The sequence below is a fragment of the Ensifer canadensis genome, assembly GCF_017488845.2.
In the GTDB taxonomy this organism is placed as follows: domain Bacteria; phylum Pseudomonadota; class Alphaproteobacteria; order Rhizobiales; family Rhizobiaceae; genus Ensifer; species Ensifer canadensis.
On record NZ_CP083371.1, the window covers coordinates 678,690 to 702,380 of the forward strand.

21 protein-coding genes are annotated in these 23,691 nt (G+C 61.6%); 13 read left to right on the forward strand and 8 right to left on the reverse strand.

The annotated features are described in order from the left end of the window. Position 1: 1 nt before the first annotated feature. From J3R84_RS22705 to J3R84_RS22735, 7 genes are all read left to right on the forward strand, one after another. On the forward strand, positions 2-1,063 hold the full coding sequence (locus J3R84_RS22705) for an ABC transporter ATP-binding protein (RefSeq protein ID WP_057219003.1): 1,062 nt from the start codon (positions 2-4) through the stop codon (positions 1,061-1,063). Beyond that, entirely contained in the window at positions 1,050-1,820 is a 771-nt protein-coding gene (locus J3R84_RS22710; RefSeq protein WP_373688515.1) for a formylglycine-generating enzyme family protein, read from the forward strand. The genes J3R84_RS22705 and J3R84_RS22710 overlap by 14 nt, the downstream gene beginning before the upstream one ends. Further along, positions 1,799-2,797 carry a ScyD/ScyE family protein gene (locus tag J3R84_RS22715; protein WP_057220357.1) on the forward strand — a complete coding sequence of 333 codons (999 nt, stop codon included), beginning with the start codon at positions 1,799-1,801 and terminating at the stop codon, positions 2,795-2,797. Before J3R84_RS22710 ends, J3R84_RS22715 begins: the two co-directional genes overlap by 22 nt. Positions 2,798-3,264: 467 nt before the next feature. Beyond that, entirely contained in the window at positions 3,265-3,513 is a 249-nt protein-coding gene (locus J3R84_RS22720) for a hypothetical protein (protein WP_057204771.1), read from the forward strand. Between the two features lie 85 nt (positions 3,514-3,598). Next, complete coding sequence (locus tag J3R84_RS22725) at positions 3,599-3,844, forward strand: type II toxin-antitoxin system ParD family antitoxin (protein ID WP_234907813.1); 246 nt, start codon at positions 3,599-3,601, stop codon at positions 3,842-3,844. Further along, positions 3,837-4,010, forward strand: a complete 174-nt coding sequence (locus J3R84_RS22730) for a type II toxin-antitoxin system RelE/ParE family toxin (RefSeq protein WP_156408145.1) — start codon at positions 3,837-3,839, stop codon at positions 4,008-4,010. The genes J3R84_RS22725 and J3R84_RS22730 overlap by 8 nt, the downstream gene beginning before the upstream one ends. A 326-nt stretch (positions 4,011-4,336) precedes the next feature. Continuing rightward, a complete protein-coding gene (locus tag J3R84_RS22735; RefSeq protein WP_203527890.1) occupies positions 4,337-4,681 on the forward strand; it encodes a hypothetical protein in 345 nt (114 codons plus the stop codon). Between the two features lie 96 nt (positions 4,682-4,777). Here the strand turns inward: J3R84_RS22735 and J3R84_RS22740 are convergent, their stop codons facing one another. After that, entirely contained in the window at positions 4,778-5,920 is a 1,143-nt protein-coding gene (locus J3R84_RS22740; protein ID WP_203527893.1) for a M24 family metallopeptidase, read from the reverse strand. A gap of 275 nt (positions 5,921-6,195) precedes the next feature. Between J3R84_RS22740 and J3R84_RS22745 the strand changes: the two genes are divergently transcribed. Next, positions 6,196-6,489, forward strand: coding sequence for a DUF6916 family protein (locus J3R84_RS22745; protein ID WP_057218995.1), 294 nt, complete (start codon positions 6,196-6,198; stop codon positions 6,487-6,489). A 15-nt stretch (positions 6,490-6,504) separates the two neighbouring features. On the opposite strand, the gene J3R84_RS38800 is transcribed toward J3R84_RS22745, so the two are convergent. Genes J3R84_RS38800 through J3R84_RS22765 form a run of 4 tightly spaced genes read right to left on the reverse strand, consistent with a single transcriptional unit; the run spans position 6,505 to position 8,717 of the window. Then, positions 6,505-7,068, reverse strand: a complete 564-nt coding sequence (locus J3R84_RS38800; RefSeq protein WP_057204763.1) for a GNAT family N-acetyltransferase — start codon at positions 7,066-7,068, stop codon at positions 6,505-6,507. Continuing rightward, on the reverse strand, positions 7,068-7,601 hold the full coding sequence (locus J3R84_RS22755) for a phage tail protein (protein ID WP_057218993.1): 534 nt from the start codon (positions 7,599-7,601) through the stop codon (positions 7,068-7,070). The genes J3R84_RS38800 and J3R84_RS22755 overlap by 1 nt, the downstream gene beginning before the upstream one ends. Before the next feature lie 32 nt (positions 7,602-7,633). After that, positions 7,634-8,164: a phage tail protein gene (locus tag J3R84_RS22760; RefSeq protein ID WP_057204759.1), complete on the reverse strand. Its 531-nt coding sequence runs from the start codon at positions 8,162-8,164 to the stop codon at positions 7,634-7,636. Between the two features lie 22 nt (positions 8,165-8,186). Then, positions 8,187-8,717 carry a phage tail protein gene (locus tag J3R84_RS22765; RefSeq protein WP_057204819.1) on the reverse strand — a complete coding sequence of 177 codons (531 nt, stop codon included), beginning with the start codon at positions 8,715-8,717 and terminating at the stop codon, positions 8,187-8,189. Between the two features lie 295 nt (positions 8,718-9,012). Between J3R84_RS22765 and J3R84_RS22770 the strand changes: the two genes are divergently transcribed. Beyond that, on the forward strand, positions 9,013-15,417 hold the full coding sequence (locus tag J3R84_RS22770; protein ID WP_203527896.1) for a putative Ig domain-containing protein: 6,405 nt from the start codon (positions 9,013-9,015) through the stop codon (positions 15,415-15,417). 491 nt (positions 15,418-15,908) lie between these two features. Here the strand turns inward: J3R84_RS22770 and J3R84_RS22775 are convergent, their stop codons facing one another. Continuing rightward, on the reverse strand, positions 15,909-16,580 hold the full coding sequence (locus tag J3R84_RS22775; RefSeq protein ID WP_057204750.1) for a protein-L-isoaspartate(D-aspartate) O-methyltransferase: 672 nt from the start codon (positions 16,578-16,580) through the stop codon (positions 15,909-15,911). A 460-nt stretch (positions 16,581-17,040) separates the two neighbouring features. On the opposite strand from J3R84_RS22775, the gene J3R84_RS22780 reads away from it, so the two are divergent. The 3 genes from J3R84_RS22780 (at position 17,041) to J3R84_RS22790 (ending at position 20,918) form a co-directional block, all read left to right on the forward strand. Further along, positions 17,041-18,030 (forward strand): LysR family transcriptional regulator, encoded by a 990-nt coding sequence (locus J3R84_RS22780; RefSeq protein WP_203527899.1) that lies wholly within the window; start codon positions 17,041-17,043, stop codon positions 18,028-18,030. A gap of 131 nt (positions 18,031-18,161) precedes the next feature. Continuing rightward, complete coding sequence (locus J3R84_RS22785; RefSeq protein WP_225906263.1) at positions 18,162-19,331, forward strand: HlyD family secretion protein; 1,170 nt, start codon at positions 18,162-18,164, stop codon at positions 19,329-19,331. A gap of 18 nt (positions 19,332-19,349) precedes the next feature. Further along, positions 19,350-20,918 (forward strand): DHA2 family efflux MFS transporter permease subunit, encoded by a 1,569-nt coding sequence (locus J3R84_RS22790; protein ID WP_203527901.1) that lies wholly within the window; start codon positions 19,350-19,352, stop codon positions 20,916-20,918. A 44-nt stretch (positions 20,919-20,962) separates the two neighbouring features. Here J3R84_RS22790 and J3R84_RS22795 read toward each other — a convergent pair whose 3' ends face one another. Further along, a complete protein-coding gene (locus tag J3R84_RS22795; protein ID WP_057204817.1) occupies positions 20,963-21,850 on the reverse strand; it encodes a helix-turn-helix domain-containing protein in 888 nt (295 codons plus the stop codon). 114 nt (positions 21,851-21,964) lie between these two features. Between J3R84_RS22795 and pobA the strand changes: the two genes are divergently transcribed. Beyond that, a complete protein-coding gene (pobA, locus tag J3R84_RS22800) occupies positions 21,965-23,137 on the forward strand; it encodes a 4-hydroxybenzoate 3-monooxygenase (protein ID WP_207932849.1) in 1,173 nt (390 codons plus the stop codon). Here the strand turns inward: pobA and J3R84_RS22805 are convergent. Continuing rightward, a complete protein-coding gene (locus J3R84_RS22805; protein ID WP_057218979.1) occupies positions 23,134-23,655 on the reverse strand; it encodes a GNAT family N-acetyltransferase in 522 nt (173 codons plus the stop codon). The genes pobA and J3R84_RS22805 overlap by 4 nt on opposite strands. Between the last annotated feature and the right edge of the window lie 36 nt (positions 23,656-23,691).

The window sequence follows — 23,691 nt, forward strand, 5'->3', positions numbered from 1 at the left end:
CATGGCGTCCGTCACGTTCACCAATGTCTCCAAGAAGTTCGGCGAATTCATCGCGGTCGCCGACTTCAATCTAGAGGTCCGGGACAAGGAGTTTCTCGTCCTGCTCGGCCCCTCCGGTTGCGGCAAGACGACGACGATGCGCATGGTTGCCGGTCTCGAGGAGGCGACATCGGGCGATATCTACATCGATGCGGAACGCATCAATGGCGTCCTGCCAAAATATCGCGACGTCGCGATGGTCTTCCAGTCATATGCCTTGTATCCGCACCTCAGTGTCGAGGACAATATCGGCTATCCACTGAAGATCCGCAAAGTGCCCCCAGCCGAATACAAGCGACGAATAGCCGAGGTCGCGCGGCGCGTTGAACTCGACACGATGTTGTCGCGTCTGCCGAAGGAACTCTCCGGCGGTCAGCGCCAGCGCGTGGCACTCGCCCGCGCCATCGTCCGCACGCCACGTGTTTTTCTGATGGACGAGCCGCTTTCCAATCTCGACGCCAAGCTTCGCACGCAAATGCGCGCCGAGCTGAAGCATCTCCAGCATGAACTGCAGGTCACGACGATCTATGTCACCCACGATCAGATAGAGGCGATGACACTCGCCCACCGCGTGGCCGTGATGAACAAGGGCGTGATCGAGCAGCTCGGAACGCCGAGGGAAATCTACAACGATCCGCGCACCCTCTTCGTTGCCGGATTTATCGGCTCGCCGCCGATGAATCTGATCCCCGGGGAGGTGACAAACGGCGTGTTCGTTAGGGCCGGCCTAAGGGTGGCGGGTCTTGGGCGGGCAAACATCTCTTCCGCCGTTCTCGGTGTGCGTCCAGAGGACGTCCATGCGGCCGGAGCCGAGGATGCCGACGTCAATCTGGTTGCGCCGATCTATTCGGTGGAGCTCACGGGCGAGAACACGCTTGTAAGCCTGCAGCTAGGCGGCCAACTGATGACTTTGCGCGCCGACAAGAACTTCGCTGGCCAGATTGATCAGCGGATCGGCGTGAAGGTTGCGACAGATCGCGTCTTTCTGTTCGATGGAGGGACACAATACCGTGTCGACTTCTGACATCTGGACGGCGGCAATTGCAATCACAGTGGCATTCGCCGCGGCCGCCGCCGATGCCGGTCCCATCGACGGCAATCCGCTGATAGAGATCCCTGCCGGCGCGTTCGTCTTCGGTCGTGACGACGGCCCCAAAAATGAACACCCGCGCCGCGTTCTGTGGGAGCGGGCCTTCGCGATCAACCGTACCGAGATCACGAACCGACAATACGGACGCTTCATCGATCAGACCGGTCACCGCCCGGCCTTCTACGCAAATCACCCGGCTCTGGGATTGGACGACCGGCCGGTCGTCGGGGTGAGTTGGGGAGACGCCGATGCTTTTTGTCGTCACTACGGGTTGGCGCTGCCGTCGGAGCAACAATACGAGAGAGCGGCACGCGGAACGACGGGCAGCGCATTTCCGTGGGGCTCGGCACCTGGGGACTTGGTGCGGGCAAATTCCGGCGCGGATATCTGCTGCTCCGGCGACGCGCGCGACGGTTATCCGATGACCGCGCCAGCAGAGTCCTTCGCCGATGGCGCAAGCAGCGAGGGCGTCCTCAATCTTGTCGGCAACGTCTGGGAGTGGACCAGTGATGTTTACGCGCCCTATGACGGTGGGGCTGCGGCAAACGTTACGGGGCTATACCGCGTGCTTCGCGGTGGCTCCTGGAACAGCGATGCACGCCACCTTACGACGACCTATCGCCTCGCCTATAATCCGGAATTTCGTTTCTCAGCCAATGGTGGCTTCCGATGCATTCGCTCCGCGGCTTGACAATCATTGCTGGTCTTCTGTTCCTGGCAGTCGGCGCTAGCGCAGAGCCGGCAGTCGCACCCGGCTACCGGCTAGAGACCGTTAACCTGCCGGGTGCCGCGTTCGCCGGTATGTCCCGCGACGGCGAGGCTCTGCTCGTCACCGATCTGGCCAGCGGCCGGCTTTATCGCCGCGACGCGGAGGGTAAGCTCGTCGCATTCGGTCCGGTCTTTTCGCATGGCCTCGATGTGATCGGCGACCCGACCGGTCCCTACCGTGTCGTGCGTGCCGGTAACGTTCTTGTCGTCGCCCAAGGGTGGACGCCGGCCAACTCCGACGCAGGCCCGTATGATCACGCCCTCGTTGCGATCGATGGGGCTGGCGCGGTCCGCGTCATCAGCAGCGATTTCTGGAATCCGTTCGACTTCATCTTGGCGAACGGCGTCTACTACGTGATCGATGCCGCGCGAAACAGTGTCGAACGGGTGCAAACGGATGGGCAGAAGAACACGATCATGACGTTCCGCCGTATGGCCGAGGCGGCGACGGCACTGCAGGATCTTTCGCCGACAGAGTTCGCAACCGGGAACAGCTATGAAGTCGATGCTGTGCCGACCGGGATCGGGCTGCGCGACCGACGCCTTTATGTCGCGCTGTTCGGCGGCTTTCCTTTCCTTGCCGGTGCTGGAAAGATCGTATCGATCCCCGAAACCGGTGGCGCGTCAAATCCGCGACTTGACGTCGATGGCCTGAATGCGCCCGTTGCTATCGCCTTCGACAATGATGGAGCGATGCTTGTTCTCGAACATGGTATCTACGATCAGCCGGAAGGTTTCCGGAAAGGCAGCGGTCGTTTGCTCAGACTCGACACAATGACGGGCAGCCGAAAGATCATTCTCGACGCCTTGACACGACCGGTGTCCGTCCTCGTCTGGGACGAGCGGCGGCTCGTCGTTTCCGATCTGGGCGGCAACCTCCATTTTCTGACACGTGAATAGGCGCACTGACTACCAGTGTGACGACCTATCGAGGCGAAGAGGGTGTCGGGTCGCACTTCAAATGGGCAACGAGTGCTTCACCGCTGACAACTGCGCGAATGCCGCCGCAACCGTAGTAACCGCATATGATGATGGTTTAACGCCAAGCAATTGAAAGCATATTCCACGATGGACAACATGGGTCAGTCGGATCGATCAAGTTGGCGACGTTGCGGTGCAGGAACACCTCGCCAGACTAGAGGCCGGCGATGACGTTGGCCGCACGCTGCTATCGGAACACCCGATCCATAGATACTCTGCCGCTGCAGTTCCGACAAACGCTCGCGTCGGCTTTCAAGGCTCTTCTCTCTTCTGACCAAATCCTGTTTCTATCGAAGAGTTCTGCGATCATCAGATGCTCCTGCTGGTGAAGACACCAGCCTTCCTTGGCCAACATGTGTCAAATCTAAACCTGAAACCCGTCACCCATGGCTCTTCCAGGCAAGGGAAATCAATCCGCACGAAACATCAATGCGAAGAAGGGACGCTCTGGCAGCGACACGACGGTCGCGGAGAGTCAGGTTATCGGCATCAAAGCGGCGGTTGTGGAACACGTCGAGAATCAACTCTCTCGTTCGCTGCGCTCCGAGTTGCCGATGGGGGCGCAGGGGCGGGGGCAACTCTCCGAAGCATGCCGTCCTCTCGTCGTCCTGGTGCTGGTCCTGCTGGGCACGTGAACTGATCGATGCACCCTGATCGTTCATAAAGATTGTCAATCCTTGTAGGATTGGGTGGCGAAAGGATGCACACATGCATATCTCTTTGACCGAAAAGCTCGATGAATATGTCCGCGATAAGGTGGCGTCGGGCCTCTACAACAATGCCTCGGAGGTGATCCGCGAGGCGCTGCGTCTCAAGATTGCGGGGGAAGAATCGGATGCGGCGAAGCTGCAGCAACTGCGCGAGGCGCTGGATCCTGCCTGGCGTCAGGCCGACGCGGGCGCTTGTGTCCCCTTTGATCTGACCGCGATTCTCGATGAACTCGACCAGGAAACGGCGCATGCCTGAATTTGCGATCACGCCGCTTGCTCGTGAGGATGTGAAGGAAATCGGCCGCTACACCCAGCGAACTTGGGGAGTGGCGCAGCGCGATTTGTATCTGCGTGGGTTCGCCGCTCTGTTTGAGCGCCTACGCACCGGCGCGATCGTCGGCCGGTTTGAGCGGCATCTATAGCCCTCTCCAATGCGACAGCCGGTCGTGGCCAGTTAAAAGTGAGAATGCGGCTGACCTCGGTCCGATTGGGGCTGTCTGCGGGGTGGTCATTTCCTGCCGGCGTTTTTGTTCATCTAAGAATTAAGTGCGGGAAAGGCAGAAGAAAGGCGTTGATGCCAACCGCAGCGATCGCGATAGAGCGATATTGAAACGTCCAATGGTTGCCGCCTTCACGATTGTCATACAAAGGACGAGCGCGGCAACCGCCGTTGATGCTGGGGAACCTTACCTGGCCTTTGTCGTTCAGTTCTCAATAGGCTCAACTGAACTCTATTGAGGAGGCGGACATGCAAAAGTCCATTCATAATCTTTTGGCGGCAGGCCTGCTCTCGGTCGGCGCCCTCTCAGCCGTTTCATCCACGTCGTCGGCGCAGTCCCTCGACCTCTACATCGGCCCGGACGGACGTCCTGAGCTGCGCGATAGAGATCTGGACCGTCGATACTACGAGGACCAGTACGAGCGGCCCGGCTGTAGCGAGCGGCAAGCGCTTCGTCATGCATCGAGACTTGGACTACGTGATCCGGAAATTCAGACCGTGACACGCAGACAAATCGTCATCGATGGCGAACGGCGCGGGCGGTTCGTGACAGTCGCATTTGCCAACCGACCCGGCTGTCCGCGCCTCGGCTAAGCGTGCTGCTTCATTATCATCGGCCAGTCAGTCAGTTCATCGCAGGCTTCATCGCCTGGACTGATGGCATCATGCCCCCGAGCGTAGTCATGTCGTTCAAGCAAAAGGCTGAGTTGGGCCGGTGGCGGGTTGCGTGAACCAGCGCGGTCCAGTGTCAGACATGAATATGTGGTCTTCGAGCCGGATACCGAACTGACCTGGTACGACGATCATCGGTTCGTTGGAGAAGCACATGCCGGCACGAAGGCGCGTGCCGTTACCGCGCACGATGTAAGGTTCTTCGTGGATCTCGAGGCCCAGACCATGACCGGCCCGATGGGGTAGGCCCGGTAATCTATAATCCGGACCAAGGCCCTCGCGCACGAGCACCGCTCGGGCCGCCTCATCCAGCATGCGAGCCTCCACGCCGATCTGCGCGGCTTCGAAGACCGCCTGTTGTGCCTCGCGCTCGATCGACCAGACGCGCTCAAACTCTGCGTCCGCCTCGTCCAGCATGTAGGTGCGGGTGAGGTCCGAGTGATAGCCGTCGATGCGTGTTCCCGTATCGACGAGGATCGCCTGTCCCTTCTCAAGCACCTGGTCGCCATCTGCCCCATGAGGCAGGGATGTGGCGGTTCCGAATGATACGATACAAAAGGTCGAGCCACCGGAGGCGCCGAGCGCGCGATGTTGTTCATCGATATAGCGCACGACATCGGATGCCCGTATACCCGGCTCCATCATGACGTGCGCGCGTTTGTGAACCTCGAGGGTGAGATCCATCGCGTACTGGATCAGCGCGATTTCGGCTGCTGACTTGCAGAGCCTGAGATCACGGATCAAACGAGCACCATCACCGATGCGATCAACGCCGAGAGCCCTGACGAGCTCATGATAGGCAAACAGCGGCAGCGCATCGTCGAGCGCGAGCTTATCAGTGGCTGCAAGCAGTGAAGCAATGAGCCGAGCGGGGCTTTCCTCTTCCTCCCAAGTGGCGATTTCGCCAGGCAGGTGCGGCAGTGTTTCCACGCGACTGCGCTCGAAACCCGGAACGATGTAAGTAAGTGTCGTGGGTGTCACCAGCGCACCGAGGAGACGTTCGCTTTGATGCCAGACAAGGCCAGTGAAATAGCGAAGGCTTTCTGTCGCTCCTATCAGAACGGCTGAGAAACCGGCAGCTTCCATGTTTTCGCGCAATCTTCCCAGTCGCGCATGTCTTTCCGTAGCGGAGATCGAGGCAGGGCGGGATGGCAAAGGCATGTCGGCTCCTATGTCAGAATCTTTGAGGCTTTTGCCAATGTACGAGGCCAAAACCCAACTGTCGATTTTATATATTTTCTATGTAGGCAATTTGTCGACAAGGATATTGGCGCGCGACACCCTGCTGAAAATTCGCTGAATGTACAAGGGGAACGCTAGCGTTCGCTTTCATAAGAGCGAAAGAACTCGAGATGCCCGAAGTCTTTTGCGCTCAACCGCAATGCTGTAAGTGTACAGCCATCGACCTAAGCGGGAATCATCGGGGAGAACAGCGCATGGAACTTCTGACGCTTCAAAATTTTGCGGGTTGTGTCGGCCAGGCGTTTGATCTGTCTCTTGGCGAGAGCACCGTGCCGCTGACCTTGGCGGAAGCTTCTCCGGGCACAACACAGATCCTGCCTGGCATGCGGCGCGCGCCTTTTTCCCTGGTGTTCCGCAGCAGTTCGGCGATCGTCCTGCCGCAGCAGATCTACCGCCTGAGGAATGCGTCGCTCGGCGCGCTGGAGATCTTCCTCGTACCGGTCGCCAGGGACAAGCAGGGCATCGTCTACCAGGCCGTATTCAATTGATGAGGTGAAAGGCGGTCAGAGACGCCCAGTCTCGGCGAGGTTGCAGCAAGACCATTCCATCTGGACGTGAGAACCACCATTCTCCTCGGCTCGAAAACCAAGACGATGGTAGAGAGCCTGCGCCCGGAAGTTATGCTGCTCGACGTGCAGGACGACGGCCTCGCAATCGGACACCGTCGCCTCGTGCTGAATGGCCGCCAACAGCGTGGTTCCGTGGCCTTGACGGCGCCATTGCGGCAAAACACCGATATCGACGATGAGCCAACGCTCCTTCTTCGCATCAAGATAGACGCGGCCGGCTGGCTCGCCTCCGATCTCGACAACGAGAAAATCTGTGTCGGGAAACGTCGCCATGTAGTGGCGATGCTGGAACAGGAACTGCTGTTGGAGAAAGGCGTGTTTCTGTTCGATTGACCAAGGCACCGCCGCCAGTTCCTCCGCTCGAAACGACCGGTAGAGCTGTAGCAGAAACGGAAAATCCTCGGATGTGGCGTGGCGCAAGGACATGCCCGCGACCGGCAGGCGAGGCGGATCGAGGCGTGCCGGAAATCCGATCGTGGCAATGTCGGCTGGCAACATCACCCGAACGACGGGAAGGTGCCGTTAAGGGCAATGCAGAAGTTCACGGCAAGATAAGGCTGTCGGTTTTCATGCGGCAGGTTGTTGCCCGCCAAGCCGATCATATTTGACGCGAATTGGGCATTCGGCTGAGCGTCCTTTGCCGTGACCGAGCTCTCGATGGGCACGGTCAACGCGTTGCCGGCAGAAGGTGCGCTTGCCCGTTTTGCCATGTCGGTCTGGTTGTAGATCGTGAACCCGTGCGTATGCGCCGGCATTTCCGACGTGCTCAGTGTGACGTTGTTTTCGCCGACAACCTCGCCGAGCGTGTGTTGCGAGAGCCCCGGTGCCATGCCCTGAGTGAAGCCGGCGCGGCCGGAAAAGTTTGGCAATTGAAAAGTGGAACTGCCATTGCCGCCGTAAGCTACGCCCAGTAATGAAAACAATGCCGTGTTCTGCTGAATTGCAAGCGTCGCGCCATTACAAAGCGCCCAATTGCGGGGCGCGAAATTGAAGCCGAAAAGCTGGATTTCACCAATGAAAGGCTCTGACATTTCTATTCCCTTATCGTGCAATGGGGGCTGCATCAGCTTTGCGACGGAAAGACACCGTATAGCGAGATGCAGAATTGCACCGTCAAGGTCGGCATCATATTGTCGTGGGGTTGGGTTTGTCCGGTGGGCCCGGTCGAGTTCGGGGACGTATTGAACCCATTAAGGCCAGTGACATCAGTGGCATACATCGTGTTGCCCGAGAGTGCGCCGAGTTCGGCGTTCGTTCCGATCGCGGTCGCGCTGGCTGCTGTCGTTGTCGCAAACATCGGATGGTTGTGCGGCGGCAGCTGGGTCGCGAGAAGGGTCACGGTTTCGGTGCCGCCAAGTTGGCCGGGCAAGCGCGTGCTCAGTCCTTGGCCGGTGCCCTGATGCAGGGGCACGCGACCGCGAAGGTCGGGCACGCCGAACGTATTCTGGCCGTCGCCGCCATAGGTGGTGCCAAGCAGCATGTACAGTGTGTCATATTCCGCGATTGACAGCAGCGAACCATCGCAGGCCTGCCAGCCGGTCGGCACGCGGGAAAAGCCAAACATCCGAATTTCCCCGATATAGGGAGTGCCCATTGTTATCCTCCGGCGGCTAGGTTCAATTGCGGGGCGGGTATACGCCCTGTAACGCAATGCAGAAACTGATGACGTTGAATGGCTGCATATTGGAGTGCGGCTGTCCGCCGCCCGCCGACGCGACGCTCTGGGGCGCCAGCACAACCTGCGCTTCGCCTGATGGCGCATAGATCGGCAGGGAGGTGGTACCGTAAAGCGTGTTCGTCGGGTTGCGCTGATTGGCCTCCGCAGTCGTCCCGTTGCCCTGATGTTGGTGGGCAGGAATCTGCTGCTGCATGAGGGTCACAGCTTCAATGCCACCGGCCTCTCCGATTTCATAGGGTGTCGGGTTCCAGCTGGGGTCGGCGGACGGACCGGCCGCTGCAGGCGTTCGCCCCTGCAGATTCGGCAGGGCAAAGGTGGTTGAGCCGTTGCCGCCGTAGTACGTCCCCAGCAAGGAGAACAGGGCCTGGTTCTGATTGATCCCCAAAATCTGGCCGTTGCACAGTGCAAAACCGCGCGGCGCAAAGCCGAACCCGCTCATCATGATCTGCCCCACAAAAGGTTCGCTCATGGTTGCCCCCATCCCGATAAAATTCGACGACTCTGGATTTATCCTGCGGCGCACTCTCTCTCATAACGAGCATCTTGGGAAGGGCGGTTTGACAAACTTTTTGAACGAGTTTCTCGCTAAAGTCGCACGATGCTGGGTTGTGTGACTCGAAAATACATGTCACTGGGTGAGGCGGTGAACGGACTGATCGTGACGATGGACTTGCGTCCATGTGACGTGCCGTGCGCACAAGGGCGGAACAATGGCGCAGAAATCGTTTGGTTGGGCAAACCTGGTGTGCGGATATCGCACGAACGTGGCCCACCTCCTTGCTTTGGTGATGTTTGCCTGCCTGGCGGCGCTGTGGCCGATATCAGCGGCTCAGGCGGCCTGTATTTCACCGCAGACGGCAACTATAAGCTCGGGCGGTACGGCAACCTTTACCTGCGCGGATTTCGGCTTTATTTCGCCGGCCAACATATCCCCGTCCCACGGCAGCCTGACCTTCGGAATGCCGTCGAACACTTCGGCGCTCATCTACACTAACAACGGCGACGGTGCGACATCCGACACGTTCATCGTCAAGGATGATTTCGCGACGCCGATTACATTCAACATCACGATCAATCCGTCGACCTCCCCGCTGACGGTCACGCCCTCGAGCGTTGCCACGCCGGTGATCGGCACGTCCTATAATCAGGCGCTCAGCACGAGTGGCGGAACCGGCCCCTATTCCTATTCGCTCGTCGCAGGCAGCAATCTGCCGCCCGGCCTTTCCCTTTCCTCCTCCGGTGTCATCTCCGGTACGCCGACCGGCTCGGGTCCCTACAATTTTACCGTCCGTGTTGTCGATTCGACGACGCCGACGGCCAATACGCTCGATAAAGCCTACAGCGTCCTCATCGCCCCGCCTGCCATCGACGTAACACCGGATACTCCGCCGCACGGCGGTGTCGGTACGGCCTATAGCGTCCAGTTCTCTGCAAGCGGAGGCACCCCGGGCTACACCTATACCCGCGACAGCGGCAGCCTGCCCGCCGGGCTTACGCTCTCGGCCAGCGGGCTCCTGTCCGGCACGCCATCGGCGGTTGGCAGTTCGACCTTCAACCTGAAGGTCCAGGACAGCACCACCATCTCGACCGGCGGGGTGCACTTCATCACGCAGAACGTTACCGTCACCGTCAATGCCTTCCCGCCGGTGTCGCTGACGCCGGCAGGCGGCACGGCGCTTTCGGCCGGCGTGGTGGGAACCTCCTATTCCAACGCATCGATCTCGGCGAGCGGGGGGTCTGGTACAATCACCTACGCGGTCACCGCCGGCGCACTGCCGGCAGGCCTCGGCATCAATGGATCGACTGGCGCGATCACTGGCACGCCCACAGTGGGCGCGATTGGAACCGCGAATTTCACTGTGACGGCGACGGCTGCGACTTCCGGTTCGGCTTCGGCCAGCTACTCGATAACGGTGTCAGCTCCACCGGTGGTGCTGACGCCGGCGAGCGGCGCTTTGACCGGCGGTACCGTGGGGGTGTCCTACTCTAACACCTCGATCTCGGCGAGCGGCGGTGTCGGGACGATCACCTATGCAATTACGGCCGGCTCGTTGCCGGCGGGTCTTTCCATGAGTACATCGACCGGTGCGATCAGCGGGACGCCGACGGCGGGCGGGTTCGGCACGGCGAATTTCACGGTGATGGCGACGGCCGCGACCACCGGTTCCGCTTCGGCTAGCTACTCGATCGCGATCGTAGCACCGCCTGTGGTGCTGACGCCGGCGAGCGGCGCCTTGGCGGGCGGCACGGTTGGCGCGATCTATCCTGGTGCGTCAATTTCGGCGAGCGGTGGGTTGGGGACGATCAGTTACGCCGTGACATCAGGTGTTCTTCCTGCAGGCCTCGCCCTGAACCCGTCAACCGGTGCGATCAGTGGCACGCCGACGGCGGGCGGGTTCGGCACGTTCAACTTCACGGTGACGGCAACCGGCGCAACCGCGGGCTCGGCTTCGGCGAGCTATTCCATCACGGTGGCCGCGACGCCGGTAGTGCTGACGCCGTCAGATGGTACGACGCTAACGGCGGGAACCGTTGGCTCGGCCTATTCAGACGCATCGATTTCGGCGACCGGCGGCGCGGGCCCAATCTCCTATTCGGTGACCGCTGGCGCGCTGCCGGCCGGCCTCACCCTGAATGCATCGACCGGTGCAATCAACGGCACGCCGACGGCGGGCGGGTTCGGTACGGCGAATTTCGAGGTGACGGCCACGGCCGCGACCAATGGCTCGGCTACCGCCAACTATACGATCGTGATCGGAGCACAACCGGTGGTGTTGACACCGGCCACAGGTACGGCTCTGACGGCCGGCACGGTCGGTTCTGCCTACTCGCAGACGATTTCGGCGAGCGGCGGTGTGGGTGCGTTCACGTATGTGGTTAGCAGCGGAGCGGTACCCGATGGCCTCTCTCTGAATGCGACGACCGGCACGATCAGCGGCACGCCGACAGCGGGTGCATTCGGCACGGCGAACTTCACGGTGACGGCCACAGCGGCCACCTCGGGTTCTGCTTCGGCGACCTACTCGATTGAAGTCGGAGCTCCGCCCTTGGTCATGACACCGGCCAACGGTACGGCGCTTTCGGCCGGTACTGTTGGTGCGTCCTATCCGGGTGCGTCGATTTCCGCAACCGGCGGCCTGGGGAGCCTCAGCTTTTCGGTGACATCCGGTGCGCTTCCCGACGGCCTGACTATAGACCCGGCAAGCGGTGCGATAACGGGCACGCCGACTGCGCCCGCACTCGGCACTTCGACTTTCACCGTGACGGCTATCGCGGCGACAAGCGGCACCGCTTCGGCGAGCTATACGATCACGGTGGTGGCGCCACCGGTGGTGCTGACACCAGCAGCCGGTGCGACCCTTACGGGCGGCATGGTCGGATCGTCCTATTCGGAGACGTCGATCTCCGCGAGCGGCGGTGTGGGTGCGTTCAGCTACACTGTAACGACCGGCGCCCTTCCGGCGGGCCTCGCCATTGATCTGGCAACCGGTGCGATATCAGGCACGCCGACGGCGACCGGCTTTGGCACGGCGAACTTCACGGTGACGGCGACGGCGGCCACGGCAGGTTCTGCCTCGGCGAACTACACGATCGTGGTGGGGGCGCCGCCGGTGGTGCTGACGCCGGCAAGCGGCACGGCGCTTTCTGCCGGCACGGTCGGTTCATCCTATTCGGACACCTCGGTCTCGGCAAGCGGCGGCGCAGGTGCGATCGGCTTTGCGGTGACCGCTGGATCCCTGCCTCCCGGCCTCACGCTCAACGCATCGACCGGCGCGATCACCGGCACGCCGACTGATGCAGCGCTCGGCCAGGCGAGTTTCACGCTGACAGCGACGGCGGCAACCAGCGGTACCGCGTCGGCCAGCTACACGATTGTGGTGGGAGCGCCGGCCGTGGTGCTGATGCCGGCGAGCGGCGCTGCGCTGTCGGGTGGAACGGTGGGGATCTCCTACTCGGAAACCGCGATCTCGGCGAGCGGCGGTGTAGGCACATTCACTTATGCGGTGACCGCCGGCTCGCTTCCGGCGGGCCTGAGCATCGACACGGCGACCGGCGCGATTGCCGGCACACCGACGGTTGCAGCACTCGGCACGGCGAATTTCTCGGTTACGGCGACGGCGGCAACGAGCGGCTCGGCTGCGGCCAACTACTCGATCACCATCGCGGCCCCGCCGGTGGTGTTGACTCCGGCAAGCGGCGCATTGGTGGCCGGGATCGTCGGTTCGACCTATTCAGACACGTCGATCTCCGCGAGCGGCGGCGTGGGTACGATCAGTTATGCGGTGACGGCGGGTACGTTGCCGGCGGGCTTGACCATCGATGCGACAACAGGTGCCATCACCGGCACGCCGACGGCAGCGGCACTCGGCACGGCGAATTTCACGGTCACGGCGACGGCTGCAACCGCGGGCTCCGCCTCGACCGGCTACACGATCACAGTTGGTGCTCCGCCCGTGGTGCTGACGCCGGCAACCGGCACAGCGCTTTCCGGTGGCACGGTGGGCTCGTCCTACTCGGACACCTCAATCTCCGCGAGCGGCGGTGTCGGCACGTTCAGCTATGCGGTGACATCAGGCGCTCTTCCGGCGGGCCTTGCTCTTGATGCGGCCACCGGCGCGATATCAGGCACACCGACGGCGGCCGGTTTCGGCACGACGAGTTTCACCGTGACGGCAACCGCGGCGACCAGCGGTTCGGCTTCGGCCAATTACTCGATCGCCATTGGAGCGCCGGCTCTGGTGCTGACGCCGGCTACCGGCACGGCGCTTTCGGCCGGCACCGCCGGCTCGTCCTATTCGGATATGTCGATCTCGGCGAGCGGCGGTGTTGGTACGATCAGCTATACGGTGACCGCCGGATCGCTGCCGGCAGGCCTGAGCCTCAATGCGTCGAGCGGCGCGATATCAGGCACGCCGACGGCGGGCGCGCTCGGTACGGCGACCTTCACGGTAACGGCAACGGCGGCAGTAACCGGTTCCGTCTCTGCAAGCTACTCCATCGCAATCTGGGCCCCGACGCTGGTGTTGACCCCGGCAACCGGCACGGTGCTGTCAGCCGGAACGGTCGGCGTTGCCTACTCGGATACGTCGATCTCGGCGAGCGGCGGTGTTGGTACGATCAGCTATGCTGTAACGACCGGTTCGCTGCCGGTGGGCCTGAGCCTGAATGCGTCGAACGGCGCGATATCAGGCACGCCGACGGTCGGCGCGATCGGCACCGCGAACTTCACGGTGACGGCGACGGCGGCGACTAGCGGCTCTGCCAATGCGAGTTATTCGATCACGGTCGCAGCGGTGCCGGTAGTTTTGACGCCGGCTACCGGCGCGACGCTTTCATCCGGCACTCTTGGCGTCAACTATTCGGACACGTCGATTTCTGCAAGCGGCGGCGTTGGTGGGTTTACCTACGCCGTGACATCAGGCGCCTTGCCTGGCGGTCTCATGCTGGATGAGTCAAGCGGCCGCATTTCCGGAAAGCCGTCCGCTGACGGCGACTTCCGCTTCACCGTGACGGCAACGGACGCGAGCGGCGCCACAGGCCAGGCGAACTACTCGCTCTCTATCCTACCCAGCAATTTTGTCTTCAGCCCGTCTGCCGGTGCGCTGCCAGACGCGATGGTCGGCGAAGCCTATTCTTCGCGCATTTCGGCGACCGGCGGCGTTGGCGCTCTGGTCTACAGCGTCAAGAGCGGCGACCTGCCGAAAGGCATGGTTCTCAACGTCTCCACCGGGGAATTGACCGGGCCACTCGCCAGCGACGCGACGCCCGACACCTACCGCTTCACCATCGCGGTGACCGACAGCCGCGGCGCCAGCGGATCGGCCACCTATACGCTGAAGCTGAACGGACGCTCTGTCACCGCGCCGGACTTCGTCATCGACGTTCCAGCGGGTTCGGCGCCGAACAACGTTTACCTCAACAGCGGCGCGACCGGTGGCCCGTTCATCAACGCCGCAATCGCCTCGGTCGAGCCTCCGATTGCCGGCAAAGCAGAAATCGTCGAGGGGGAACTTGCGGCCGCAGGCAGCTTCACACCGGTCGGCTACTATCTCAAGTTCACGCCCAACCCATCCTATTCCGGCTCTGCGGTTGTTGGTTACACGCTGCACAGCGCGTTCGGCTCCTCCAATGTCGGCCACGTAACCTATCGGATTGCGCTCGATCGCGTGGCAGTCGGAGAAGAGATCGACGGCCTCGTGCGCGACTTCGTCCGCACACGGCAGAACCTGCTTTCGTCGACGGTCCAGGTGCCGGGCCTTCTCGATCGACGTCGGGCTGCGGCGAGTACCGATCCGGTGACGACGGCTGTAACGCCCACGGACAAGGGCGCACGGCTCGGCTTCTCCTCCAGCCTCGCCCAGATCCAGGCAGCACGTGATGCAGCCGATGCGGCTGCAGCCGGCCAAACCTTCGTGAAGACTGACCAGCTCTTTGACATCTGGGTGAACGGTAGCTTCCTGTTCCACAAGGATGAAGATGACAAAAGCGACAAATGGGGCAATTTCGCGCTGTTCTCAGTTGGTGCCGACTATCTCATCAACGACCGTGCTTTGGTCGGCCTGTCCTTCCACTACGACTACATGACGGATCCGACGGCGGAGGACGCCGAACTGACCGGCAATGGCTGGCTCGCCGGCCCCTATGCCTCGTTCGAAATTGGGCAGGGCGTCTTCCTCGACGCCAACCTGCTCTATGGCGGCTCGTCGAACGACATAGATACCGGCATCTTCGGCGGCAGCTTCGACACCAGCCGCTGGATGGCGGATGTGAAGCTCACCGGCGAATGGCAGCTCGACGAGCTCACAGTTCTGACGCCGAAACTCAGAGCCGTCTATTTCAACGAGAAGACTGACGATTACACCGTGAAGAACGCGATCGGCGAGACGATCGATCTAAAGGGCTTCATCGAGGAACAGGCGCGCTTTAGCGTGGGGTTCGACGTCGAGCGGACGCTTGAGCTGGAAAACGGGTTGACCCTGTCGCCAACGGTCGGCGCGGATGTCGGCTTTGCCTCGCTCGATGGCGAAGGTCTGTTCGGACGGGTCGAGGCCGGGCTTGCACTTTCCAACAACGACAACTGGGACCTCGACTTCTCGCTGCTGTTCAACATCGAAGGTGACGGCTCGCAGTCGGCCGGTGCCAAAATCGGCGCGCGCGTCAGCTTCTGACAAACCGCGCGATGATCGGTGATAGCGGTCAGCTGGCGGCAATAAGGCGGCGCTGACTAGTGACTGTGCGGCGATTGCTGAGACGATCACGTGGTGAGTGGGCCTGAGGCACTGACGGTCGCAAAAGGGCGGGCCACCCCAACCTCGCAGGCGACGCGTTACATCGCCTTATTCCTCAAACCTGCGAAAGCGCTCGTTCTGAACATCAGGTCGCACAATGTATCGATCGGATCCATTCCGGTCGCGGCACTCGATTTCATCGACCGGCAGAACAATACCCAGTATGGTTCTGCTGTTTCAACTCCACCCGCACGCACGGCAACACCCACCTGAAACCCCTGGCAAACTTCGTGCAGGCAATGATGCTGGCTTTCGGGTCAAATCCGCTCACATCAGGATTTTTGTCAATCAGCCGAGCGTCTGCATGGGCGTGGTAAACGATCCTCGGAATAGAATGTGAGGGTCTATTTTGCCAGATGGCAACGCGGGCATCAGACCGTCTCGAGCCGGCCGAACCGAACCGGGATGAATTGCCGCGTCTCGAGTCGTCCCGCCGAATCCTTGTCAATGACAGTCAGAAACTGTTGTTCAGAGCCCATAGGAAGAACCAAACGGCCCATTGGCTTGAGCTGCTCGAGCAAAGCCGGCGGCGCCTCCTCGGCCGCCGCCGTAACCAGGATCTTGTCGAATGGCGCGCGTTCGGGCCAACCGCCAGACCCATCGCCGATACGAATGCCGACATTTGAGATGCCGAGGCTTCGGAGGAGAGCCTCGGCATGGCTTGCAAATTCCTCGATGATTTCAACGCTCCAAACCTGCCCGGCGAGCTCCGCGAGGATTGCGGCTTGGTAGCCCAAGCCGGTGCCGATCTCGAGCACTGCCTCATGCGGTTGGGGATCAAGGAGATCGATCATGAGAGCGACCATGAAGGGCTGCGACACGGTTTTATCGAAGCCGATCGGCAGCGGCATGTCCTGATAGGCAAAGGGCGCAGCCGGTGCGGGCACAAAGAGATGCCGGGGCACCTGGAGCATCGCTGCCATCACCCGTTCATCGAACGCCGCCTTGCCGAGTTCTTCGCTTTCAAGGTCGGCATAGATTGCAATCACCTCGACCATGTGCCTGCGCAGAACCGCGAGGTGCTTTTCGTTCATTGGCTTCATGAGCGCGGGCTCTCCTCAGCCAGGTGGGTGCCAGCTAGGTTTCTCACATTAAACGGCCATGGGTGTACGATCGCAAGATCAAAAGGCCAATAATGGCCCCAGCGATCCGGCGCCTCACAGGCAAAGGCTCAGAGGGGTGGATCGTCCATTGTCCCACTCGGTCCCTTCTCTTGCGTGGACTGTCGCGCGTGGCGCAATCTCGCTCAATTCAATGGGATTCCCATCCACCATAAAAGGCTCACCGAAGCCAGGTACAGGATGGCATCTGCAAGCATTCTCTGACCGGGCTTCAAAGTGGTACCGAGCGTTTCATTCCGGCAAGGCCATTGCCGCGCGTCTTCCTGGATCATCATTTCACACCTTCCCGTGGGTTCGCGCTCCAGCCCGATGGCCGCGGCGGCGCGCATCTGACTGGCGGGATATGCGAAGCCCGGCTACATTAATCAAATGAATCAGGGCCATGTCGAATATGCGTGACGTTCATAATCTCGATCTCAATCTCGTGCGGATCTTCAATGCGGTGCTGGACGAGCGTGGCGTCACCCGGGCAGCCGAGCGCCTGCATCTGACGCAATCGGCTGTCAGCCATGCCTTGGCGCGACTGCGCGAGATCATCGGCGACGAACTGTTCATCCGCGGTCCAGATGGCATGCACCCGACGCCCCGGGCGGCCGAATTGGCGCAATCGTTCAAGCCGGCTCTCGTCCAGATCGAGGCTGCGGTGTCCGAGCCGGTTTTCACTCCGGCAACGTCCGAGATCGAGTTTTCGATCTCGACCTCGGACTACATCACCGCAACGATTGTCCCGGATTTGATGTCGCGCATGCGCAAGGCGGCGCCGAACGCCCGCTGCCGCGTGCGCGCGCTCAGTGAAATGAACATCACCGAGGAACTCGATCGCGGAACAATCCATGTCGCCATCGGCGTTTTCGGCAAGACGCCCTCGCGCTTCGTCAGCGAACCGCTGTTTTCGGACCAAAGCGTCTGGCTGATGCGCCGGGATCATCCCGCCGCCAGGGGCGCCTTCGGCCTGCGCGAACTTTCGCTCTATCCGCAGATCGACATTCTGATCTCCGACCAGATCCAGGCGGGTGCTGGCGCGACAATCGATCAAGGCGGGCTGGAACGCGCCTATATCACCAGCAATCCGCGTCATATTGAGGCCCTGCTTGGTGCCGAAGGCCTGGTACGCAAGGTCGGAGCCACCGTTTCTCACATTTTGGCCGTGCCCTCGCTGGTGGCTGCGACCGATATGCTCGCCTTCACGCCGCTGCAATTTGCCAAGCGCGCCGCCAAGGCACTCGACCTGACCTGGCGGGAGCCGCCCTACCAGGCGCCGGCGTTTCAGATCTCCATGCTGTCACATCGCACCATGGGCGCACATCCGTCGGTGCAATGGCTGCGCAATGAACTGATCGAAAGCGCCAGGCGCTATGGCGTCGAAGAATGACGCCGGTATCTTTGATCTGCATGAATGGCGTTCATTTCTCAAATGCTCAATGATCATTTCATTCATTGCCGCTCAGGGCTCATATTGTCGAAATCTTGATCTGGTCCAACGGACCCAAAGGATTTACGGCAATGAACGCAGTCGTCACGGAACTTCCCGTTCAGGACAAGCGAACGGCTCCGATGCAGACCCCAGCAACCGGCCGGTCGCAGAGCGAAGAGCCGAGGCAAACGAAAAAGCAGCGCCGCAAGCGGAGCTATCTCGCCCTTACGCGCGCCGCCGTCATCGTCATGGGCATAGGTCTTGCCACGGTGATACCGCTCGGCTGGGGGCAGTGGGTGGCCGGTTTCACCGACCAATCGACTGACAACGCCTATCTGCGCGCCGACATAACGCCGGTTAGCACGCAGATCGGCGGACTTGTTCGCGCCGTTCTCGTCAGGGACTTCGAGCGCGTGCACGCCGGCGATATCCTGGCCGAAATCGATCCTGCCGAATATCTGGCAAAGGTCAGCCGTGTGCGGGCTGCCGTATCGGCGGCCGAAGCGGCGATCCGCAATGTCGATAGCCGCGTACAGTTGCAGCACCGCATCATCGCGCAGGCGCAAGCGAGCATTCAGGCGACGGCCGCAGACCGCGATCGCGCGGCCGCCGAGCATGGTCGGCAGAAGACACTCGCCCGCGACGGCTGGTCGACCGGCCAGAGGCTGGAAGAGGCGCTTGCCGCCATCCGCCGCTTCGAAGCCCAGATGATCGAGAAGCAGGCCGAAGTCGATGCCGAGCGGCAGCAGTTGGACGTGTTGGGCACGCAGCGCGAACAGGCATCGGCCGAGCTTGCCAGTCGGCGCGCCGAGCTTCAGCTTGCCGAAATCGAACTTGGCTATACCAAGGTCATCGCGCCGACCGACGGCGTCGTCAATGTGAGCAGTGTGCGTGCCGGCCAGTATGTGTCGGCTGGGACGCGCGTGATCTCCGTCGTTCCGCTGCCGAATGTCTATGTGGTGGCGAACTACAAGGAAACGCAACTCGGCAAAGTCCGGGTCGGCCAGGCCGTCACGATCGCCGTCGATATGTTTCCGGGCGAACGCCTTGCCGGCCGCATAGAGCAGATCTCGCCCGCGAGCGGTTCGGAATTCGCCCTGTTGCCTGCCGACAACGCCACCGGCAACTTCACCAAGGTCGCCCAGCGCATCGCGGTGAAGATAGCGCTGACCGATGTGCCCGAGGGGCTGCGCCAGCAGTTGCGGCCCGGCATGTCGGTCGTGTCGACCATTCACACCGATACGCCCGCGAAGCTCTGAGGACGGGGAGGGCTGACGATGACATCCGTTGCGATCGCAAAGCCTGGCGTGCCGTTGCCAAGCGTGAAAACCATCGTGGCGATCGGAGCCGTGCTTCTCGGCACCTTTACCTCGATCCTCAATTCGCGCCTGACAGAAATCGGGCTGGCGGATATCAGAGGCGCACTCGGTCTCGGCTTCGACGAAGCGTCTTGGATCACGACGGCCTATATCGTCGCCGAGGTCACCGCGATCCCGGCCGCAGTCTGGCTGCGCGGCATTCTCTCGCCGACGCGCGGGGTCATCATCGGCGCGGGGTTGTTTTCAATCTTTTCGCTCGCCGTTCCGCTCAGCCCGAACCTGCAGGTGCTTTTGACATTGCAGGCGCTGAGGGGACTGAGCGCCGGCATCCTCATTCCGATGGCTTATGCCGTCATAATGCGCCACTTGCCGCAGCAGCAGCGCCTGTATGGTCTGTCGCTCTATGCGTTGATTTCGACTGTCACACCCAGCCTTTCGGTCTCGCTCGAGGCCTGGGTGACCGATCGCCTGTCCTGGCAGTTCCTCTTCTGGCTCAATGCCGTCCCCGGCGCGCTGACAGTCTTTGCCGCCGGTTATGGCCTGGCGCACGAGCCGATCAAATATATGCGTTTCCGCAAGGTGGACGGTTTTGGGCTCCTGGCACTTTCGCTTGGTCTGGCGGCGTTGGTAACGGCGCTCGACCAGGGCAACAGGCTGGACTGGCTGCACTCGGGCCCGATCGTCGGGTTGCTTCTGGCCGGCATGTTCCTGATCGGCGCCTACTTCATCCACGCCGTGCTGCATCCGAAGCCTGTCGTCAGTCCGAAGCTGCTTTGGCGGCGCAATGTCGGGCTCGGATTGCTGATGATGTTTGCCGTCAGGCTCGCCATCATGTCATCCGCCTTCCTGATCCCGCAATATCTGATCCGCGTTCAGGGCTACCGGGCGCTCGAAAGCGGCGGGCTGTTTCTCAATGCGGTTATCCCGCAATTGCTGCTGACGCCCGTCGTCGCCTGGCTCTGCTACAGGGTCGACCCGCGCAATCTCTTGGCCGTAGGCGGGATCCTGACCGGCGGCGGCATCCTGATGGCGGCCAATCTCTCCAGTGTCTGGGCGGCCGGCGATTTCCTGTTGCCGGTGATGCTGCAGGCGCTCGGGGCGCCGCTGCTGGCGGTGCCGACCATGGTGCTGATCACCGAAGACATCCAGTTTCAGGAAATACCCTGGATCGCTTCGCTCGTGCATATCGTCAGGACGGTCGGGTCGGCCGTCGGCATGGCGCTTGTTGCGACGGTCGTTCGCGTGCAGGAGCAGGTCCATTCCAACCTGATCGGCCTTCACGTGCACAGCGGCAACCCCGAAGCACTCTCTCGCATGGAGGCGCTCGCGCGCACGCTGCGGCCACGGGCGCCAGGCGAACAGGATGCGGTGGGCCAGGCGACGGCAATGGTCGCCAGGGTCGTGCAGCGAGAGGCCTATACAATGAGCTACGCCGACGCCTTCTTCCTGCTCGGCATCATCACGCTGCTGGCGACGGTGGCGTCGCTCGTCATGCGCCGGCCGTCGCTGCCGGGGCGATTTCTGTAGCGGCGGCAATCGTATGCAGTCCGGTAGGCACTCTGGCTGGGCGCTTACGCGCCGAGCTTCGTGCGCTCGGAAAGACGCCAGGCTCTGGGTGTCATGCCGGTCTGACGCAGGAAGAAGCGAGAGAAATAAGCGGGATCGGCGAAGCCGAGCCGGAAGCTGATCTCCTGCACGCTGCCGCGGGTGAAGACGAGCTCGCGCCGTGCTTCGTCCGTCAGCTTGCGTGCGATGATCTCGTGGGCGCTTTGGCCGGTGATGCTGCGGGCGATACGGTTGAGATGCGTCGGCGATAGGCCGATCTCGCGTGCGTAGAACGCTGCAGGCTTGTGCGTGCGATGATGTTGCTGGACGAGGCTGATGAAAAGTTCGACGCGTTGCTCGTTTTCCGTGTCGGCGGCGTCGTCCTCGACGGGTTGCGCTTCATCGAGGCGGGCGCCCAGTGTCAACGCCGACGTTAGATAGGCGTCGAGCAGATCGGTGCGGTGGCTCCGGTTGGCTTCCCACTCCGCACCCAGCCGGGCAAGGGTCAATGCCACATACCGGCTGTCGTCGCCGCCGTCGAGGCGGGTGAGACGCGGCGTCGCCATCCAGGCGCCGAGGCGGCTGCGCTCGCCGGGCGATACCCTGAGATGCGTTGCGAGGACCGTGAACACGAACCCGTCGATGTCACGGGAAAAGCGGAAGCCATGGCTGATCGCCGGCGGCACGGTGATCATCACCGGTGGGCGAATGGGGTGCGCCGTGTCGCCGAACACCGCGTCTCCTGATCCGCCGGCAATGTACAGGATCTGAAAGAAACTCTCATGGCGATGCAGCCCGATCTCCCAATGATGCTGGCTGCTGCGCGACGGGATCGTCTCACAATGCAGCCAGAAATCCGGCCGTTCCAGCGATTGTTCGCCGTAAAGCTGGTAGGTTGGAACCGTCCTTTTCATCGACCGCATCCGTTGGTGATGTTCGATTAGTGCAATTTCCTGACCGAAATGTCCATTGAGCCTGGTGGCTCTCCCGAGCAGAGTCTTGTCAAAAGTCAGTTTTGGGAGGAATGCATGCGCACACAGGTCGTCATCATCGGGTCAGGTCCATCGGGCCTTCTGCTCGGGCAATTGCTGACTGGTGCCGGCATCGACAACGTCATCCTCGATCGCGTGAGCAAGGACTACATTCTTGGCCGGGTGCGGGCCGGTGTTCTGGAAGAGGGAACGGTCAACCTGATGGACCTTGCGAAGGCCGGCAAGCGCATGCATGCCGAGGGCCTGCCGCATGACGGCTTTTCGCTCGCCTTCGATGGCCGGGATCATCGCATCGACCTCTACGACCTGACCGGCGGCAAGCGCGTGATGGTCTATGGCCAGACGGAACTGACGCGCGACCTGATGGAAGAGCGCGCGCTCACCGGCGCACCGTCGATCTACACTGCGGCAAATGTCGAGCCGCATGATTTCGATGGTCACAATCCGTACGTCACCTATGAACTGGACGGCATAAATCACCGTCTCGATTGCGATTTCATCGCCGGTTGCGACGGCTTTCACGGGATCAGCCGCAAGTCGGTTCCTGAAAAGGCGATCCGCACCTTCGAAAAAGTCTACCCCTTCGGCTGGCTCGGCATTCTTGCCGATGTCCCGCCGGTCAGCCATGAACTGATCTACGCCAACCATCCGCGTGGGTTTGCCCTTTGCTCGATGCGCTCGCAGACCCGCAGCCGCTATTACGTGCAATGCGCGCTCGACGAGAAGATCGAGGATTGGACGGATCAGCGCTTCTGGGACGAACTCAGGCGGCGATTGCCGGCGCACCATGCCGAGGCGTTGGTCACCGGCGCGTCGTTTGAAAAATCGATCGCGCCGCTCCGCTCCTTCGTCGCCGAGCCGATGCGTTTCGGGCGGCTGTTCCTGGTTGGCGACGCCGCGCATATTGTGCCGCCGACCGGTGCCAAAGGTTTGAACCTTGCGGCAAGTGACGTGCACTACCTCTTCGAAGGGCTGCTGGAACATTACCAGGACCGCTCGAATGCCGGGGTCGAGGCCTATTCGACGCATGCCCTAGCGAGAGTGTGGAAGGCCGTGCGCTTTTCCTGGTGGATGACCACGATGCTTCACCGTTTCCCGGATACCGGCGATTTCGACCAGAAGATCCAGGAGGCGGAACTCGACTATCTCACCCATTCGCGCGCCGCCTCGACAGCGCTTGCCGAAAATTATGTCGGGCTGCCGTTCTAAGCCAGGTTGTTCGCCGCGAGATCGCTGCGCAGCATGCCGTAAATGGCGGTGTCCCACCTGATATCGCCAACCCTGGCCGACGACCGCCGAACGCCTTCCTCGATAAAACCGAGCTTCAGATAGGTGCGGATTGCGGCCGTGTTGAAGGTATAGACGTTGAGTTCCAGTCGCTCGAAGCGGGCGTCTGCGAAGAAGCGCGCGATGATGCGCTGGAGAAACGGATGGGCGAGGCCTTGGCCACGAAGCCGCGGATTGATCGCCACGCGGCTGAGCCGACCGACGCCATTTTCCCAGTCGAGCGCGACCTGGGCGTGACCGGCCAGATTGTCGTCGACAATGCCGGCAAACATCCAGCGCGTCGGTGCATCCCCGGATGTCGAAGCCTGCATCTCCTCGAGCTGCGTCTCATCAAGCGGAAAGCGGAGCCCGGGCCCGCCCCATTGAATGAGCGCTTCGGCAGTCGGGAACCAGTCCAGCATGTCGGCAATGTGGTGTCCGGCGAAGATTTCGAGCTGCATTGGATCGATCGCATGGTGGTTTCGGTGAACGGATGA